We start from the raw sequence: 18175 nt of genomic DNA on the forward strand, positions 1-18175 counted from the left end.
ATTGTATCTCTATCTCCGCTGATGCAGACAGAATAGAAACCAACTAGTTCACTCGGTATATAATTTCGCTCACTAACTACCATTCGAAATGTCCTAGATAAGCAAATACCGAGCAATTGCCAATGCATAGACAACCGTTAATTTACGATGCCCCCAGCATTCATGCTAAGTTAGGCTAAACTTTCCGAGTTGTGCCTATTAAGGCCCCATAACCCCACCAGCCATGAAAAACCAAACACTTTATCTCTTGGCGCTATTGATCGGATTATCCACCATCGCCACAAGCCATGCCGATGAAGTTAACCTCCCCGACATTCTTGCTCGCATCAAGCCCGGAATTGTAGCCATCGGCACCTACATGCCGACACGGAACCCGCGCGCGGTTTTCTTGGGCACTGGATTCGCTGTTGCCGATGGCAGAAAAGTGATCACCAACGCTCACGTGACGGCAAAAAAACTAGACGATGAACACCTCGAGCGTTATGCCGTGTTTTATAGGCATGAGCACAAAGAGCAAATGCAAATTGCCGAACTGGCCGTGACAGACGACGACCACGATCTAGCACTGTTAAGGGTAGATGGGGGAGCATTACCAGCACTCGAAATCGGTGACTCATTGAGAGTACGGGAGGGCGAACAATATGCATTTACCGGCTATCCGATAGGCATGGTGCTAGGCTTGTATCCAGTCACTCACCGCAGCATTATTGCGGCGATTTCACCCAACGCGATACCGGCAATCGCTACTCGACAGTTGAATGTCAACATGCTGAAACGGCTACAAACCCCTTTCGATGTGTTCCAATTAGACGCTACCGCCTATCCCGGCAACAGCGGCAGCCCCTTGTACGACACCAATTCCGGAAAAGTTATAGGTATCATTAACAAGGTCTTTGTACAGGGCAGTAAAGAAAATGCAATATCCAATCCCAGCGGTATCACCTACGCAATACCCGCAGAACATATCAAGACGCTTCTAGACCAGAATATCGTCAAATAGTTATTATTCAGGAGTTAAGCGGTAACCTTATATGATAAGAATTTTTCGACATTACATTTCCACTGCCTATCTTTGGCTGCTCATGGCGGAATCGCTAGTGTTTTATCTAGCGATGTATTGTGGAGCAGGCTTAAGGTTTTTATATACGGCATCCTGGTATACCCAAGCCGAGCTTGCAGCTTCTGCTGCGGTTTTTTCTATTACGTTAATTGCCAGCTGCTCCGGCTTAGGCTTATACAGAAAAACATTGGACAAAGAAGAATACAATATTTTACAACGTATTAGTTTCAGCTTTGCCCTCGCGGTTTTTATACTGGCTTTCATCTATTACATCATTCCAGACTTGATGCTAGCACGTAGCGTCTTGATTTCCGCGATTATCTTTTCTTTTGTTGGCTTGCTATTAACCCGCTATTTGTTTTATCGCTTCGTCAATCTGGATAATTTAAAACGCAGAGTATTAGTGGTTGGTTGTGGTCAAAGAGCGGGCGAACTCAGCGTTGTCAACTCCAGCTATATTTACAAAGGCTTTGAAATCGTCGGCTACATCACGCTGGAAGATGAACCGATTAGCGTACCGCATGCGATAGCACTCAACGAAAAAATTAGGCTTACCGACATTGTAGAAGCCGCTAATGTCGATGAAATAGTTATTGCTGTCGATGATCGTAGAAAAAAACTACCTGTGGAAGAACTGCTGGACATCAAAATGTCCGGCGTGCAAATTATGGATTTGCAAACCTTCTATGAAAGAGAACAGCGCCTGGTTTTTCTGGAGGCACTAAGCCCGAGCTGGCTGATGTTTTCCGATGGCTTTGTGAGTGGCGGACTACGCCCCATCGTAAAGCGCAGCTTTGATATTGTTGCCAGCTTGTTACTGCTTTCCGTAAGTTGGTGGCTGATGATTATCACCACGCTGGCAATCTATATCGAAAGCGGCTTCGGCGCACCAGTTTTTTATCGGCAAAAACGTGTCGGCTATCGAGACATACCCTTTGATGTCATCAAGTTTCGCAGTATGCGTATCGATGCCGAAAAAAATGGCGCGCAGTGGGCTAGCCAAACGGATGATCGCGTGACTCGCGTCGGTAAAGTGATTCGTAAATACCGGATAGACGAGTTACCACAACTGCTAAATGTATTAAAAGGCGATATGAGCTTTGTCGGCCCGCGCCCGGAAAGACCCGAATTCGTTAAAGGTTTCGAAGAGAACATTCCGTACTACAAAGAACGACATAGGGTAAAACCCGGCATCACGGGATGGGCGCAGCTCTGTTATCCCTACGGCGCGAGCGAATACGATACCCGGCAAAAACTACAATTCGATTTGTATTACGTCAAAAATTATAGTTTGTTTCTGGACTTGACGATAATGCTTAGCACCGTGGAAGTAATTTTGTGGGGCAAGGGAGCTAGATAACTTAGCACCTTAGCAAGCACAGAAACAGCTATGAGCATCACACCTTAAAACTCCATAGCTGGTCGCAGTTTTAAACGTCGACAACACAGAAACATATCAAAAAACTGACTGGACCCCAGGCCAGCTGAATACCTCTGATCTGGCAAATTTACTAACATCTAGCGAGGTGCACGTGGCCAACTGTAAGCAGTGCTTAATTTCCGATGCGGTACCCGATATCACGTTGGACGCAGATCGCGTTTGTAATCTTTGTCGTGATTTCAATCCTCAAGACCAAATACGAGAGGAAGAGAGCCGCAAAGAGCGAGAGCTTGACCTGGAAAAGGCGCTGCGAGAGTGCAGGAATCAAGCGGAATATGACTGCCTAGTGCCGGTTAGCGGCGGTAAGGATAGCCTTTATTTGGTCTACAAATTAAAAGTCGAATACGGCCTAAAAGTCCTGGCATTTACCACGGATATTAATATTCCCGCCATTGCCTGGGATAATATCCGACGCACACTCAGCAAACTGGATATCGACCACTTGGTATATCGCCCGTCGGATAAGTTCTACCAAAAGGCTTTTCGTTACCTCTTAAAAAATCAAGAACCGAGAGGCGCGGTCTATACAGTATCGTATGTCTATGCCCCCTTATTTGAAGGCGATGCGATCAAACTCGCCCTCCAAAAGAATATACCGTTAATTCTGGCAGGATACTCGCCTGGGCAACCTGAGCCGGAAAGAATGCTTTACGAATTCTCCAGAAAACTAATTTGCGAAGTTGACTGGACACCGCCGGCATTGAAAACGTGCGGCGAATTCGATGAACAAGAATTGTCGCGCTTCTTCAATCCTAATAATTATCCCAAAGGCACCGAATTTCCACGCTATTTAGCCCCTTATCATGCCTGGAAATATAACCAAGAAGAGGTGATGCGAAAAGTCGTCGAATTGGGCTTGGTTAAGTCAAATAAACACGCCAGCCCTATTTTCAGCAACTACCCAATCAATTGGTTGCTAATGTATTCCGACTTGAAGCACTTTGGCTACAATCCGTATTTACCAGAGTTCGCCGCTTTAATTCGCGAGGGTAAAGCCAATATTAAAGAATGGAAAATTTTGATCCCGCTAGTCGACTTTATGATCAAAAACAAGGTCTTGTTGGGTAAGGATGCAAGAAGTAGTCTAAATTGGTTGGAAATGTCCGAGCACGAACTGGCTATCACCCAGCCTAAAGGAGTTTACGACCCGCCTGTATGACTGAAAAGGAAACTGTATGAGTAGATATAAGACGCTTCCCGGTTTATTAAAACTCAAAGCGCACGAAAATCCGGATGACCTGGCGCATTGGTTTCACGATACTGAGGGCACCTGGCGCCCGGTAAGTAATTTAGAGTTTTATCGGGAAGTGCTGGATTTATCCTGGAAATTGAAAGCTCTTGGCGTAGAAAAAAACCAAGCCGTAGCGATTATGGCCACCACCTCGCACTATTGGGAATCGATACATCATGCCATTTTATCATTAGGCGGGATTGTGGTCGGCATCGATCCTAACGACAATCCAGAGCAATTAAGCACTATAGTAAAAATTGCAAATATTAAAATCCTGGTGATAGACCGCGTTGAATATTGGCATAAGTTTAACAACCTAAGCCAATTCGAAACTATTATTGCGTTTAATTGTGCTCCAACTGAGAATCAGGCAAATACACTCAAATTTATAAGCACTCCCAACACAACAAACGGCACACTCAACGACACTCCGCAACCAGATATTCTTCAGCCTTCGGATGTTGCTACCATTATCTTCACTTCAGGCACCACGGGGATACCAAAAGGTATCGCCTATCGGCACGATCAAATTATTGCCGCTATAAATGCGCTGTTGTTGACGTATCCAGAAGTAAGTCATCAGCCGTGTCATTTAGTTTGTTGGCTGCCTCTTTCCAATCTTTTTCAACGCATTGTGAACTTATGCGCATTAGCTGGCCAAGCCGAAGTGTACTTCGTGGAACAGCCACAAAAAATCATCGAATACCTGCCAATAATCAATCCGCATATTTTTGTAGCTGTACCACGTTTTTACGAAAAGCTTTATCAAGGATTTGAAGCTAAATTAAACCAACAACCTCGGTTCATTGCTCAATGTCTTCGCTATTGCCTAAAAAGGGGGGAAAGTCAAACGATTGTCGGCTCGTTCTTCAGGACAGCCAATCGCCAAATTTTTAAATCATTTACCGCCCTTTTTGGCAAAAATCTACGTTACATGGTGAGTGGCTCTGCAGCCATACCCCTATGGCTGTTAAAGCGTTACCAAGCCATGGGACTCTTGATTTTAGAGGCTTATGGCCTAAGTGAAAACGTAGTGCCGATAGCCGCCAATCGATTTTCAGAGTATCGATTCGGCACAGTCGGCAAAGCTTTACCGAGCAATATTGTAACACTGGCGGAAGATGGGGAATTATTGGTGAAAGGACCCGGCGCTTTTGAAGGCTACCTTGGCGACCAGCAAACCGAACGAAGTCTCGATATATCAAAACACCTTCAGACTGGAGACTACGCGAAAATCGATGCGAAAGGGTTTATAAGCCTAACCGGACGCAAATCCGAGGTTTTTAAAACATCAACTGGTAGAAAAATAGCGCCCGTTGAAATCGAGAGCCTCCTTCAGAACGACCCTAGGATAGAGCAGGCCGTAATTTTTGGAGAAAGCCGAAAATTTTTAGTTGCCCTAACTACCATCGTAAACTCTCGGCCTGCCGATGATTCCGACGCCGTAAGCTATTCTCAGGGATTGGCTATGGATTTGCCAAAATATTTGCGGGATTTACCTGAATACAAAAGGCCGGCAGGTGCAATTTTGAGTTTCAAGGCGTTCTCTATTGAGCACCTGGAGCTGACAGGCAACCTAAAACTAAGGCGTAAAAAAATCCAACAGAATTATGAGCAGTGGATAAATAGTCTCTACGAAGCATTAGCAGACCCTCAATCCGCGATTCACAGCCAACCTCTAATGATTAGCCCGGACATTGTGTTAATCAAGCTTCAATGTCCGCAAGGTTAGAGCACGATCACTACACTTACATAGGGTGTTTTAATGGCAAAAAGATATTTCGTCACTGGAGCCACCGGTGCAATCGGCAGCGCACTGATTCCACTCTTACTCGAAGAACCTGACAGTCAAATTTGGCTATTAATACGCGGAAAGTCTTCCGAGCATTTAATGAAACGGCTAGAAGAGCTATTCGACTTTTGGGAAATGGCTGAGCCCCTGGCATTGGATGCGCGCAAACGAATCTTCCCCTTACTTGGCGATACCGATCAAAACCAATTCGCTCTAGCTAACGAGCCGTATGCCAAGATCGCGCAACAATGCACGCATATTATTCATTGCGCCGGCGTAGTAAAAATGAATTTGCCGCTGGAGATAGCGAGACAACACGCGCTCGGTGCCGCCAAAAACATTGTCGAACTTGCGTTAGCTTGTAAGCAATCTGGCAACTTGCAAAAAATCGAATACGTCAGCACAGTTGGCGTCGGTGGAAAAATGCCGGGTATTTTGCCGGAAACGTGGATTACTAAACCCAGGGAATTTCATAACACTTACGAACAATCCAAGGCCGAAGCCGAAATCTATCTGCGAGACCAAATTGAGCAGCACCATTTACCGATTACCGTGCATAGGCCGAGCATGGTGGTAGGCGATTCAAAAACAGGCAAAATTATTCATCATCAGATTTTTTATCATATCTGTGAATTTTTGGCAGGACGTCGAACTTACGGTCTGTTGCCTAATCTTGGCAACGCTAAATTAGATACGATACCGGTAGATTACGTCGCGAGCGTAATACAGTGGAGTTCGCTGCAACAAGATACCGCGGGGGAAATTTTCCACCTTTGCTCCGGGCCGACTCAATCTATCCAGTTGGCCGAATTACAAACAATTGTCCGACATATGTTTAGATCACAGGGATTCAAAGTACCTGTGGTCATTCACCTGCCAATCAGTTTATTTAACGCTGTGTTGAATTTCGTCGCACCCTGGTTCTCCGACAAACTGCAGCGCGCAGTGCGGGCCTTTCCATTTTTTCTCGATTATTTAGCTGACGAAAACGGTTTCGATAATTCGCTAACGAATCAGACGTATAGTTGTCACCCACCTAGCCCTCTTGACTATCTCGCTACTGTGTTAACTGAATATCGACGGATTCAAAGGTAATCCCCCTAAAAACAGCATTGCCTAAAAGTAGAATATTCTCGTAACAGACGGCGGAATAATGCTGAGTAGTTTTCTCTTTCATTGCTCCGTTCTCTCAAAAGTGAGAACCTCCAAGAAATCTGGGGCGATTCAGTGATGCGTAAAACAAAAAAAATGCCGCCCAATGCTTGTCAGCTTTTTTTACACTCAATAGTTCAATAAAGTTATGAAACACAACGCAACATATACAACCAACTGATTAGCATGAAAAATACATAAATGGCATTTTTTTTGCCTTCAATAATTTGTGTTAGCTTGAGTGATGATAAACACTCTTATCCTGACCATGCAATAATTTATTTCACTACTTTTTTTGAGAGATACGTCATGAAACTTACTAAAACACAATTAGCAGGAATATTAACAGGGGCGCTTGCAATTTCGGGAGCAGCCTCTGCCGCTTCAGTCACTACAATTGATGGCATTACTACTGCAGTCGGTGGTTATTTAGACATTGGTACTCTTTATGAAGGCCAGGTCACTGGTGTGCCCGGCACAAATTATACGACTGCTATCTCAGCTGTTGGTCAGGAACTCGGGGGTATTGGCATTGTTGACGCACTAAAAACATCAGGAGGACAAACAGTTTGGTCGAATGGCCAGAATTCAATGGAATTGAGCATGCAATTTGGTGGATTTAAAGTAGAAGCAATAAACACTATTGGTTCCGCTATCAATATCTTGTTCAGCGGCGGCTGGGCAAATTTCTACTCGCAAGCAGCAGGAACTTTTAATCCAAGTCTATTCCCAGCTGACCCGAATGCGGTGGCATCAGCTACAGCAGGAAACCTTTGGCTGAGCACAGTCGGGGCCACATCAAAACTTTGCGTAGCTGCTGACAACTGCGCCGGTGGCCTAGGTACTGCAATCACACTACAATCAACCATCCTTGCAGGAGACTTATTTAATATTGGCAGCGGCGTTGGTAATGGCTTTTTAGATATTTTTGGATCTGCACTAGCTAACTCATTATTCGATACCAACACCCAGCCAAGTGGTCAAGATATCGCTCTTGGATCCAGCTTCAATAGCCAAAGCAGCACCGGCTCTTTTTTTGCAAGCGGCAGTATGGACCTTAGAGGCACGGTTACTGTTCCCGAACCGACTTCAATAGCATTGTTAGGCATGGGAATATTAGCTTTTGGCTTAAACGGTCGTAAGCTTAAAGCTTAAAATACCACGCGCCATATTTAAATTCCAATATAACTAATGAGCCATTCAGTTTTTAAGCTGAATGGCTTTTTTGCCATAAACAACTATAATCTTGATCGCAAAATCATTTTTTTGATTCGCTGAAAAGGGCCTTTCATGCCAAATGGAAAACGGTGCTTCTTATACACTTGAAGCAAAGCATCGTACTGCACCACCGTTGGCACAGCAAGCTGTACAGTCTTACCCAAAAGAATATTGCAAACATTTGTCGCAATGACGCCGGCAATCATGAACGGCGCAGGCGCGACAGAAGGTAATTGATGATTGTCGATATCAAGACCGGAACGATTAAGATATTTGAACATGTAAGCCTTCGGGGCAATTCCAGCAATTAACGACACCGACAGATCAAACTCGCTGTCGGTAGGGCGAAAATTGAAATAGTCTTCAAAACGCATTCCACGGGGATTGAAACACAGCAACGTAAAACCAAAACCCAATGGTGGCGCGGTCAAAACCCACAAACCTTTGCTTCGCGCGGCCGCATAAAGCAGGAAACGTTCTTTAAAACAATAAAAATCCAGGGAGTCAACCACGATATCAACGTCTTCAAGAAACTGTTCAATCGTATCCTGCTGAACTCCAGTGTTGAAAATTTTTACATCGGCATCAGGGTTAATATTGTGGACTATTTGCTGAGCGACTAGTGTTTTCTTTTTGCCAATAGTCTCCATAGTCGCACCATATTGGCGGTTAAAGTTTTTCAACTCATACTCATCAATATCAGCAAGATTAAAACTGCCTATTCCAAGCCGACTAAGCGCTGCCACCTGAGCACTTCCAGTCCCCCCGAGCCCCGCAATAGCTACTCGAGACGCTTTAAGTTTTTTTTGCTCATCAAGACTAATAAACCCCTTATTTCGAAGGAAGGCTGTATCATAATCAAAGTTTGTCATCGGCTTTGTCCATTCGTTTACTACAGTAATCTATTTCTTTCCAATCAAAATACCATGATCGAGCGGCAGGCCTTCAAGTCTTTTTGTGCTCGAGAAACCGACTTCTTTAAGCCAAGCTTCGTAATCGGACCACGAATAGAGCATTCCATCACCCGTGGCAATAGCTTGAAAATAGGGAGAGCCCAGAGCCGTACTGATCGGACCATCATCGTTATCATTACCCATCATATTAAAAATGACCACAATACCACCCTCAGGGAGAGCAGCGTAGGTACGCTTCAATAATGCAATATTAGTTTCTGGGGACCAAATAGTTAAAATGTGCGAGTACAAAATTGCATCGATACCCGTCGGAAATGGGTCACTCAGAAAATTACCCGGCCATGTGTTTATTCTTGCAGCTAGCCCTTGCTCTTCAATATGTTGCCGAGCAATTTGACATACCGACTCAGAATCAAAAACACTGACTCTCATATTCGGGTAATTTTTACACAACAAAATTCCATTCGTACCGTCTCCGCCACCGGCATCGACTAAATGATGGATATTTTCGAGCTCCACCAGATTTAACAACGACACATTAGCTTGACTCGACAAAGAACTCATCGCATCCTGAAAAACCCTCTCCTTGAAAGGATCGTTAACGAGTCGCTGGTAAAGCCTATCACCTTGACCAGGAAAGCGCCTCAGACCGACATTGTCGTTTTTTCTAAGTGACTCAACAAAATCAAGCAATCCTTCGTAGACGATATAACGCTGCCAACCCATGACTAAAGCAAACGAATCCGAGCTATCACTGACAAGTTTTTGCTCTGCAATGCTTGAATTGCTGTATTGATTTCCCTGTTTTTTTATGATGCGCAATGCGGTTAACCCCGTTAACAACACTCTTGTGGGTTGCGGTTGTAGCTCAAGCACCTTTGCAATGCCATCGAAGCTGCTTCCCGGATTTTGTGATAAATAATCATATAGACCCAACTCGATGCCTGCCCACAATAATTGAAAGGCCGTATGTCCTGCGGCGATTAATAATAGCGAATCAAGGTCAAGTTCATTTGAACATTCTGTTTTTGTCATTGGGAAGCCCCCTTTCAAGCGTGATAAGTTTCGTTTTTAATTGTAGACTATGGATCTTTAATTTGTCATCCGGGCGGTATAGCATGTTAGAAGTCTTCGAATATTTAGCAAATGCTGGACAGAGAGCACCCTCAGCTGACAATTCCCAGCCCTGGATTTTTGCACGACACGATCGAAGCCTCAAATTATTTATCGATTTAGGCAAAATTAAGCCAAGCTGCTTCGACGTCGAGCACCCAGCTATATTGTTAGCAATTGGCGCAGTAATTGAAAACGTGTTAGAGGCCGCCAATTGGATTGGGATCGAGATAACTTATGATAACTATGTAGACCTAAAAACAGGGTTGTGCGCCACTTTTCATGTTGCGCAACACCATTTAGCGCTTCCTGACAATGCCAATGAACATCCGCTATTTAAGAGGCATACGAATCGGTTGCCTTTCGAAAAAAGGCCGATATCAAAGGATATATTGACTAAAATCAAAAATATTTCAAATTCGAAAGATCAAATTCTGATTATTGAGGATGCCGAATCATTTAAACAATGGGCGGAATGGATAAAGACAGCATCGGAAGTTCGGTTTCAGACTCCTGACATACATGAATGGTTTGGTCAAAGCCTTAAATTTACCAACAACGAAGTATCCTCAAACGAAGGACTTGATGTTGCGACGCTTGGACTTCCATTAATTGGAAAAATATTTTTAAAAGCTACACAAACCTGGGAACGAATGAATATTTTAAATAAAATTGGCATGCATAAACTAATTGCAAAACTTGAGAGTGCCAAAATTAAAGACTCAGCAGCATTGATAGGTATTACTGGCACACTGGACATAGACACAATTATTTCTTCAGGCCGACTTATGGAGAGAATCTGGATTACCCTGAATGCTGGGGGATTAAGCGTTCAGCCTTATTTTGTTATATCAGACCAGTTATACCGCTTTAAGCGACAAAAAATACCACATAATTTGACCGGTAAAATTGCGAATTTAGAAGCTAATTTACAACCATTACTTAAGGATAGTTTTCTATACATTTTATTGAGAGTTGGATATTGCAAACAACAGCCAAAAATGTCTTTGCGCAAAAAAATTAGCTTTAACTAGAGGCTGTTGCCGTTTTGGGCTGATAAACTCCCTTTGGCTGCCCACATGATTGCTGATAAAGGCTATGACAGTGAGTCTTTACGTATTCAAATTCGAGACAAAGGGAGTGTGCCTATCATTCCTAGAAAACAGAACTCAACCATTGGGAATGACGAAACGGACTGGTGCCTCTACAAGTATCGCCACCTCGTTGAAAATGTATTTGCGCGACTGAAACATTTCAGAGCCATCGCGACGCGATATGACAAATTGAAACGCAATTTTGAAAGTGTCGTCGCTTTGGCCTGCGCTTTCATTTGGTTACCCATGTAAAACGGCAACAGCCCCTAGGCTCCTTCGAAAAATAATTGGGAAATAATGTGACAATTTGGATCAAAATTTACGCCTGGAGATATTCAACTTCCAAGAGAACAGTATATCTGACTCTTTCCCACCAATTATTTCATTTATACTCTAATTAAGTTATCTTAACCGAGGTTGCCTATGCCCACCATTATTGATGCTTTCGATGAATATTTTGAAATGTTACCGGCAATTTCAGATGACTTAAAGAAGGAAGTTTATAAGTTACGCTATCAAGTCTATTGCATAGAAACCGGATTTGAAGATCCTGCAAATCATCAAGATGAAGCCGAGTACGATGATTTCGATGATAGCTCCATCCACTATCTGATTCGCCATAAACGATTCGATACTTACGCGGCAACAACACGCCTAATTCTACCAAACAAAAAAAATCCCGAGCGCTTGTTTCCGATTGAACTGCACAGTCAAATCCAAATTCCTGAAGCCTTTAAAGGCATCCCCCGGATGGCCCTAGGCGAAGTTTCAAGATTTTGTGTTTCCAAAGATTTTAAACGAAGGAAAAAAGAATCAGGCACTTTAACCGGTATAAGTCCGGACACTGATGCTTATTATAGCGAAGACGAACGCAGAACATTTCCGCACATCACTATTGCATTAATTGCTTGTTTAGTGAAAATTAGTGCCGAGCATGGCATTGATTATTGGTATGCAGTAATGGAGCCAGCGTTACTGCGCTTTTTGTCGACACTCGGCATTCATTTTATCCACATTGGCCCACTAACCGACTACCATGGCAAACGTCAACCCGGCATCATCAAAGTGAGCGATCTCCTCGAAGGAGTAGCAAAAAAAAATCCAGAGCTGTTAGAAATGCTGACGTTTCGCGGTCAGTATTTGCAATCATTCAATTGATATTCAAAAGACCCCATAGTAATAGAGTTTTTTGCGCTAATAGATACAAAACCAAGTTCGTAGATTCCCGGATAGCATTTTGAAAATGCTATCCGGGAATCTACGAACTAATTCAGACCTGCTAAGTCAAGCTCGTTGAAGCCTGCTGGCTGGCACCTCTATCAAGTCTGAATACCGTCGAAACCCCCTTTTATAATCCATTGCCCACAACGGATTGCCGAGAACATTATCGACAGTCAATCGATAAGGGATTCGAAGCCCCCGATGTTCACACGAATCACCAATTCGCGCCAGATCAAGCCCTCCTTTGCCGAGAATCGACGCTAACGCAGGCGCTACCACAAAATACCAATCTACAATATTACGCTCGGCTGAATACAGACAAGCTGCACGAATAAGCCCCCACATAAGACTTCGATTCTGGTTTTTGAAATCATAAAGGCTTCTCACATTTCCATTTTCTGCGCCTTGCAAATTAGGTGGCGCAAAACGCATGGAGGCAAACCTTTTAGCTTCTTTGATTATGCATAATCTGGACATTTCAACCGAAACATTCCGATCTTTCGGGCAAATTTTTTGATACGGCTCGCTCCATTCTTCAAAAGGAAGTAAAGAATTTATTGGAAAGACAAGCCTCAGACCACCCAACCAATACCCGGATTTGATGTGTCTAACTAAAAAATGGACGGAATTATCATCCCATTTATCTAATTCCATTTGCTGCGGAAACTTGTCTTTGTCTTCAAAACCCCGCTCTTCGCAATAGACCTGGTATCTGAGATTGTAGTGAAGTTGTTTGCTTTCAGGCGTGTCAGCCAAAAAAACCTCAAAACAACTATCAAAGGTTTGCTTGTCAGAAATCAAGATAAAACTCCGTAATTTAATGAATCAAATCACGCACAAATCCAGTTCGCGCACGAATTCCTGGGCGCTAAACAAGCTTGGCCTAGCCTCCCAACACTGCTGGCCTGTTTCTCGGCAAAGCCCGGAAACAGGCCTGATCGTTCATTTTCAATTTGGACAGCACACATTTCGCGTCAACTCAGCGTTGCATCTACACATGTAAAAAGGCGGACGTCTTTTATAAACACATCAATTCGCCAGACTGTATTAATAAGCCACGAAAGACCGTACCGAGTTTACAAATACAAAATTAAAGACAGCCGGCTATTTTGATTAAGATCAGATGAGGATTAGATTAATTTTTTCTCACCCACCTATCAACGCAAAGAATTCTCAGCAGTAGGCACACACGCAGCGTGTCTAATAGGAATGGGCACTCCAATAGGTTGAGAACTTTGTAAGAGGCGGCCAAAACGTCAAAAGACTTAGAAAACTTTCCAAAACCATTCGGGAAAGATCGTCGAAAAGTTTCCAGTTACAGCGACGGGTTATGGGTTTTCTACCGCCTTTCTCCGTTTTTTAAATCGATAGCAATCATTGCCGGTTTCCAAAATATCGCAGTGGTGGGTAATACGATCTAACAGTGCGGCGGTCATCTTGGCATCGCCGAATACCTGAACGCATTCGCCGAAATTGAGATTGGTGGTGATGATCAAGGATGTTTTTTCATAGAGCTGGCTGATCAGGTGGAATAGCAAGGCCCCACCGGATGCTGGAAAGGGTGGTAGATAACCTAATTCATCCAGAATGACGGCATCCATAGTGGTCAGTTGCTTGGCGAGATTACCGGCTTTGCCCTGCTGTTTTTCTTTATCCAATTGATTGACAAGATCGACAGCGTTATAGAAGCGTATTCGCTTGTCTTGGTGAATGGCCGCCACGCCCAAGGCTGGCGCCAGATGGGTTTTGCCGGTGCCAGTACCGCCGACTAATATGAGGTTGTAGGCTTGATCCATGAAGCCAGCCGTCGCCAGCTGTTCGATTCTGGCTTTGGGTAACGGTGTTTCTACCCAATCAAAATTCATCAAGTCACGATGAATGGGAAAGCGCGCCGCTTTGAATTGATAATTCAAGCTGCGTACCTGGCGATCCGCTTGCTCCGTGGCAATCAAGCGATCCAACCAGACTTCCGGCATGACGGTTTTTTGCTGAAGCCCATATTCGGCTTGCCACTTGTGCCCTGTGGGTATTCGCTCCAGGCAACAGCCATCCCGAACAGATGCCAAGAGCGCCAGCATTTTTCGGTAAAGCTGAAATGGGTCCCATCCGATTTCAGCGCGAAAAATTTGCTGGCAGTTTATGCCTTCGGCGGCCCCGATTCGTCCGCGTCACCTCGTTTCGACCCAACAGGGGGTCGAAACATCGGCTCTCGCATGACTTGACGCCGTGTCGCGATGCCTTGCAGGTTTTCTCCGCTTCGCTGCGAAAACCCGCCCAGCGCTACGGCTATCGGGGACTAAAAATCTTCACTTCGCTATCGCTCCGTTTCCAAGATTTTCAGCGCCGGAAAATAAAATCAAATTAAAGAAATTCGTTCAATCCACCAGGCATCGGTTACAGAAGCTCCCGGATGTTGTTAAATCTTTCTTCAGACATCCAGAATGTCGATTTCCTTGTAAGTGTCAATACCTTCATTATGAGGAGTAATTTGCTATGCCTACCCAGTCAGACTAAGCACCGATTCATGTAACAAAACTAATCAACTAAGATCTTGCCTAATGAAAAATCTAAACATACGCCAAACCATACCAGCTCCCATGAGACTCAAGAGGCTATAGATAATATTTTTAATAGTTAAATGCTTAAGAATATACTCAAACCGACTGATATCAATTTCTTCTTTTTTAGCAAAACTACGTTGAGAAAAATCTAGGACCACTTTAGAGTTAGCACTTTTATTCGAATCTCTACCGTGGCCGCTCACTACTCCGTTTGTCCCTTCCATTGCTCCAATACTATTTCCAAAAACCATCATGGCACTAACCTGCTCATCGACTCCAATAAATCGTTGCAACCTTCCCAATATATCTGTGCCTCGTAAATCATAGCTAACCATATTGGCATAGATGCTATCGTCAAAGTCTTTAAGATCATAGTATGTCCAAACTAACTTACTATAGGCCTCGTCGCTCAATCCATTTAGAACTTCGTCGAGTAAGTTTTTATACGAGAACACATCTTCAGAATAATCGTATTTTTCTGTATTCACCCCGGGAATGGCGTAAAAGAACTCTTGAGCGCCCATAGAGATCTGAGCAGGCCTATTCATATATTCCCGCTCGCGCAATATAGCGTGCGAAATAGAAGGAATTTCGACGATTGACTCGTGCGGAGCGACATTAACCATCGAGTTTTCTGAATTCAACTCTTGCCCGAGGATTTTATTTATATCTTTTTTAATTGCAACAGCATCTAAAGAATCTTTGGCGATATCCTTGGTTAATTGATGCTTCTTTTTTTCATCTTTCTGCTCGCTATTGTCATAAATCGGCACAGACTGAATCTCTGCTGCGAAGGATTCATCCGCCAAAATACCGAGAAAAAACATGCTTATCACTGCGAATCGTAAATTTCTAACTATCACACAAACCGCCCATTCGCTAAATACGTACTGATTTATAACCGTTATAAAAAACTAAAAATTTGCATCAAAGTTATCGAAAAAATAAACCTGCATATTCGAGAATATATACTTTATAGTAAATTTTCAAATAAGCTCTAGTTAGGGGTTTTTTGATTAACTGAGCTACTGAATGCCATATAAACAGGAGCTTGAGTCATAAAAATCAACAACAACAACCCGAAATGCATTATGAAAAAACGCATTCTTAAATCATCGCCAGAAATTAAATGACTTCTATCAGCACTTAACAAAAACTGCATAGCAGAAAACACTGCGTCATATTTAACAATAAACTGTTCAGAGCCCCAGTCGCATAATAGATAACCCAATGGAAAAGAAATCATGAACAAAAAAGCGACGACAATTACTCGACGAACGTCTTTTAAAGTCGTTAAAAGAGAAATTGACGACCCAAGCCAGCCAACCAAAAAAAAGTAAATGCCCAAGCAAACTACCGAGAGCGAATAACCGTTATTTACCATTAACTCAGTAAGATTATCGGTCGCAGCTTCGACCACCACCCCCAATAACCAAGAGGTAATAACAAGGACGACCAAAAAACATGCATAACAAACAGCCTAACCAATATCCGAGACGAAACCACAAAAATAAGTGCAGTATGAGTAGCAGCCAGCATAATTAATGAGTAAATACCAAATAAAGCCAGAAACCGTAACACCAACTCTAGTTCAGCAGGAATACTCAATATTGGTGAGCCTAAAATATCATGTATGCTTTCTAGCGGAACAATAGCTCTTAACAATATCCAGGCAACCAACGAGTGCATTGCCAAAAACTGAACACAACAAAAAACGTCAAATTTTTCTTTTTTCAGCATATTAAACAATGCGAGCAGCGGGTATGCAAAGACCCAATAAATCAATACAGTCAAACCCAACGCACTGATCGCAGGGTATTCTTTCGCAAATAATTCTCTTACATTGTAAGGCACGGATTCAGAGCTACTGATAAACAAAAACGATCCAAAAATCAAAAATACAGCCCCTACCGTTGGCAAAAACCTGACACTCCAATTAGTGTCGCTCTGCAAAAGAAACTTTGGACCTGAATCTTTGGGAGAAATAGCCTTAAGTCTTGAACCTACAACAACAGCATCGTTTTTCGCATTATAATTTGACTCATTGAACGAAGATCTAGCAATGTTTAGATGCCTCGTTACAGCATAACCAAGGTAGCCACCTAAAACCTCCAAAATTACGTCTGTAACATCAACATTTTTGTTCGGCAAAAATAATTGCCCAAACTCAACACCTATCGCTGTGATGACTATTGGAGCGAGAGCAATAACGGTTTTGGGGCTATTTTTACTGCCAGACCAGAGAACATAGCCACATATCACTCCAAAAGGGATAAAGAATAACACCTTGTGAAAAATTTCAGTAATAGCCCTATATTCGGTACCAAAATAATATGCATAAAATGGCACTATAAAAAATTTATCTCTCCATACTGAAAGTCTTGAATAACTCCATTCAAAATCATAAGGATATAAAAAAACGCAATAGACAACTACAGCCCAAAATAAAAAAATTATATATGGATATAAAATATTGGAGCTTTGATAGCCTTTCAAATTACTATTTTTACCACCCACAGCAAATCCACTAGAACTTATAGCCATAAGTCGCACACCAATTAGACCGCCAACAAACGCCAAAAATATATCGGTAACATCAGTAACTCTGCTATACACAAATAATTGAAAAAACTCAATTACTCCTGCGGATAGAAAAACCCTTAACAATAACTCTCTATTACTCAATATCTTGAATTTATGCCACAACCATGGAACTGGAAGCCACAACACAATATCCGACAAGCAGTCATAAACATCTCTGAAAATATCGCCCTTCAGGCCGGAAAAAGGCCACAGAATAACGCGTCCTTCGTGCCATTTATGATAAAACTCAATAGGGCTTAAGCTTAAATCCAGCGGCATCACATTGTAAAAGAACATGCCACCTAAATAGATTTGCAAATACGAAATTGACCTGGTTTTATTTATTTGCCAAGCTTCCAGCCAAATGATAAATTTCCTACCAAAAATCCACCAAGCAAGAACACCTATAACGGCCCCTATACTTTCAGCAACTATGTCGTTTAGCGATGCGGTTCTTGGGGGGAAAAATAATTGGGTAAACTCGATAGTGGAGCAGAGCAAAAAACTGGCTATTAACACTAAAATTGACGACAAACATCTTCCAACCAACTGTTGTTCAAAAGAAATAGCACTTAGCCAAAGAAAAGCTAGCGGTATAAATAGCAGAATATTAGTTGCCCAATCAGATTTTGATGAAATACCTTGGTTGTAATATTGAATATTTTGAAAACGATACCAAGCGTCACTCAGAGACAAACTGTTAAATTGCCACGGCACCAAGCTACCGTAAACAACAAAAACGGTATAAATAACACAAGAAATTAATAACTTATTTTTCACAAAATAAAAACTTGG

15 protein-coding genes and 1 pseudogene are annotated in these 18175 nt (G+C 42.8%); 9 read left to right on the forward strand and 7 right to left on the reverse strand.

Annotation, left to right across the window (positions count from 1 at the left end; all coding sequences use genetic code 11):
• Positions 1 to 223: 223 nt before the first annotated feature.
• The 6 genes from EBA_RS18055 to EBA_RS18080 all read left to right on the forward strand — a co-directional run bounded on the left by EBA_RS18055 (position 224) and on the right by EBA_RS18080 (position 7831).
• Positions 224 to 1000, forward strand: a complete 777-nt coding sequence (locus EBA_RS18055) for a S1 family peptidase (RefSeq protein ID WP_192375992.1) — start codon at positions 224 to 226, stop codon at positions 998 to 1000.
• Positions 1001 to 1031: 31 nt separating this feature from the next.
• The gene (locus EBA_RS18060) at positions 1032 to 2420 is read left to right on the forward strand and encodes a TIGR03013 family XrtA/PEP-CTERM system glycosyltransferase (RefSeq protein ID WP_192375993.1); all 1389 of its coding nucleotides are present in this window, start codon (positions 1032 to 1034) and stop codon (positions 2418 to 2420) included.
• A gap of 172 nt (positions 2421 to 2592) precedes the next feature.
• Positions 2593 to 3660, forward strand: a complete 1068-nt coding sequence (locus EBA_RS18065; RefSeq protein ID WP_192375994.1) for an adenine nucleotide alpha hydrolase family protein — start codon at positions 2593 to 2595, stop codon at positions 3658 to 3660.
• Between the two features lie 16 nt (positions 3661 to 3676).
• On the forward strand, positions 3677 to 5464 hold the full coding sequence (locus EBA_RS18070; protein ID WP_192375995.1) for an AMP-dependent synthetase/ligase: 1788 nt from the start codon (positions 3677 to 3679) through the stop codon (positions 5462 to 5464).
• 33 nt (positions 5465 to 5497) lie between these two features.
• Positions 5498 to 6619: an SDR family oxidoreductase gene (locus tag EBA_RS18075; RefSeq protein ID WP_192375996.1), complete on the forward strand. Its 1122-nt coding sequence runs from the start codon at positions 5498 to 5500 to the stop codon at positions 6617 to 6619.
• A gap of 366 nt (positions 6620 to 6985) precedes the next feature.
• Positions 6986 to 7831, forward strand: coding sequence for a PEP-CTERM sorting domain-containing protein (locus EBA_RS18080; protein ID WP_192375997.1), 846 nt, complete (start codon positions 6986 to 6988; stop codon positions 7829 to 7831).
• An 83-nt stretch (positions 7832 to 7914) separates the two neighbouring features.
• On the opposite strand, the gene EBA_RS18085 is transcribed toward EBA_RS18080, so the two are convergent.
• Together EBA_RS18085 and EBA_RS18090 are read right to left on the reverse strand one after the other, a co-directional pair.
• Complete coding sequence (locus EBA_RS18085; RefSeq protein WP_192375998.1) at positions 7915 to 8766, reverse strand: ThiF family adenylyltransferase; 852 nt, start codon at positions 8764 to 8766, stop codon at positions 7915 to 7917.
• Between the two features lie 30 nt (positions 8767 to 8796).
• Positions 8797 to 9843 (reverse strand): methyltransferase, encoded by a 1047-nt coding sequence (locus tag EBA_RS18090; protein ID WP_192375999.1) that lies wholly within the window; start codon positions 9841 to 9843, stop codon positions 8797 to 8799.
• Positions 9844 to 9926: 83 nt separating this feature from the next.
• Here EBA_RS18090 and EBA_RS18095 point away from each other — a divergent pair, with 83 nt between their 5' ends.
• From EBA_RS18095 to EBA_RS18105, 3 genes and pseudogenes are all read left to right on the forward strand, one after another.
• Positions 9927 to 10955: a hypothetical protein gene (locus tag EBA_RS18095; protein WP_192376000.1), complete on the forward strand. Its 1029-nt coding sequence runs from the start codon at positions 9927 to 9929 to the stop codon at positions 10953 to 10955.
• 24 nt (positions 10956 to 10979) lie between these two features.
• Positions 10980 to 11267: pseudogene (locus EBA_RS18100) on the forward strand (transposase); the annotation flags it as partial.
• A 171-nt stretch (positions 11268 to 11438) separates the two neighbouring features.
• Positions 11439 to 12173 carry a PEP-CTERM/exosortase system-associated acyltransferase gene (locus EBA_RS18105; protein WP_192376001.1) on the forward strand — a complete coding sequence of 245 codons (735 nt, stop codon included), beginning with the start codon at positions 11439 to 11441 and terminating at the stop codon, positions 12171 to 12173.
• Between the two features lie 126 nt (positions 12174 to 12299).
• On the opposite strand, the gene EBA_RS18110 is transcribed toward EBA_RS18105, so the two are convergent.
• From EBA_RS18110 to EBA_RS18130, 5 genes are all read right to left on the reverse strand, one after another.
• The gene (locus EBA_RS18110; protein ID WP_192376002.1) at positions 12300 to 13037 is read right to left on the reverse strand and encodes a PEP-CTERM/exosortase system-associated acyltransferase; all 738 of its coding nucleotides are present in this window, start codon (positions 13035 to 13037) and stop codon (positions 12300 to 12302) included.
• Positions 13038 to 13564: 527 nt separating this feature from the next.
• Positions 13565 to 14314 carry an IS21-like element helper ATPase IstB gene (gene istB, locus EBA_RS18115; RefSeq protein ID WP_192376003.1) on the reverse strand — a complete coding sequence of 250 codons (750 nt, stop codon included), beginning with the start codon at positions 14312 to 14314 and terminating at the stop codon, positions 13565 to 13567.
• A gap of 461 nt (positions 14315 to 14775) precedes the next feature.
• The gene (locus EBA_RS18120) at positions 14776 to 15624 is read right to left on the reverse strand and encodes a hypothetical protein (RefSeq protein ID WP_192376004.1); all 849 of its coding nucleotides are present in this window, start codon (positions 15622 to 15624) and stop codon (positions 14776 to 14778) included.
• 170 nt (positions 15625 to 15794) lie between these two features.
• Entirely contained in the window at positions 15795 to 16181 is a 387-nt protein-coding gene (locus tag EBA_RS18125; protein ID WP_192376005.1) for a hypothetical protein, read from the reverse strand.
• A complete protein-coding gene (locus tag EBA_RS18130) occupies positions 16181 to 18160 on the reverse strand; it encodes a VanZ family protein (protein ID WP_192376006.1) in 1980 nt (659 codons plus the stop codon). Before EBA_RS18130 ends, EBA_RS18125 begins: the two co-directional genes overlap by 1 nt.
• Positions 18161 to 18175 lie beyond the last annotated feature (15 nt).

It is taken from the genome of Methylomonas albis (assembly GCF_014850955.1).
In the GTDB taxonomy this organism is placed as follows: domain Bacteria; phylum Pseudomonadota; class Gammaproteobacteria; order Methylococcales; family Methylomonadaceae; genus Methylomonas; species Methylomonas albis.

Bases quoted from the DNA above. Each gene is read 5' to 3' on its own strand.
- EBA_RS18055 (WP_192375992.1), top strand. From the start codon at position 224: ATGAAAAACCAAACACTTTATCTCTTGGCGCTATTGATCGGATTATCC.
- EBA_RS18060 (WP_192375993.1), top strand. From the start codon at position 1,032: ATGATAAGAATTTTTCGACATTACATTTCCACTGCCTATCTTTGGCTG.
- EBA_RS18070 (WP_192375995.1), top strand. From the start codon at position 3,677: ATGAGTAGATATAAGACGCTTCCCGGTTTATTAAAACTCAAAGCGCAC.
- EBA_RS18075 (WP_192375996.1), top strand. From the start codon at position 5,498: ATGGCAAAAAGATATTTCGTCACTGGAGCCACCGGTGCAATCGGCAGC.
- EBA_RS18080 (WP_192375997.1), top strand. From the start codon at position 6,986: ATGAAACTTACTAAAACACAATTAGCAGGAATATTAACAGGGGCGCTT.
- EBA_RS18085 (WP_192375998.1), bottom strand. From the start codon at position 8,766: ATGACAAACTTTGATTATGATACAGCCTTCCTTCGAAATAAGGGGTTT.
- EBA_RS18090 (WP_192375999.1), bottom strand. From the start codon at position 9,843: ATGACAAAAACAGAATGTTCAAATGAACTTGACCTTGATTCGCTATTA.
- EBA_RS18095 (WP_192376000.1), top strand. From the start codon at position 9,927: ATGTTAGAAGTCTTCGAATATTTAGCAAATGCTGGACAGAGAGCACCC.
- EBA_RS18105 (WP_192376001.1), top strand. From the start codon at position 11,439: ATGCCCACCATTATTGATGCTTTCGATGAATATTTTGAAATGTTACCG.
- istB (WP_192376003.1), bottom strand. From the start codon at position 14,314: ATGCTGGCGCTCTTGGCATCTGTTCGGGATGGCTGTTGCCTGGAGCGA.
- EBA_RS18120 (WP_192376004.1), bottom strand. From the start codon at position 15,624: ATGTTTTTTCTCGGTATTTTGGCGGATGAATCCTTCGCAGCAGAGATT.
- EBA_RS18125 (WP_192376005.1), bottom strand. From the start codon at position 16,181: ATGGTAAATAACGGTTATTCGCTCTCGGTAGTTTGCTTGGGCATTTAC.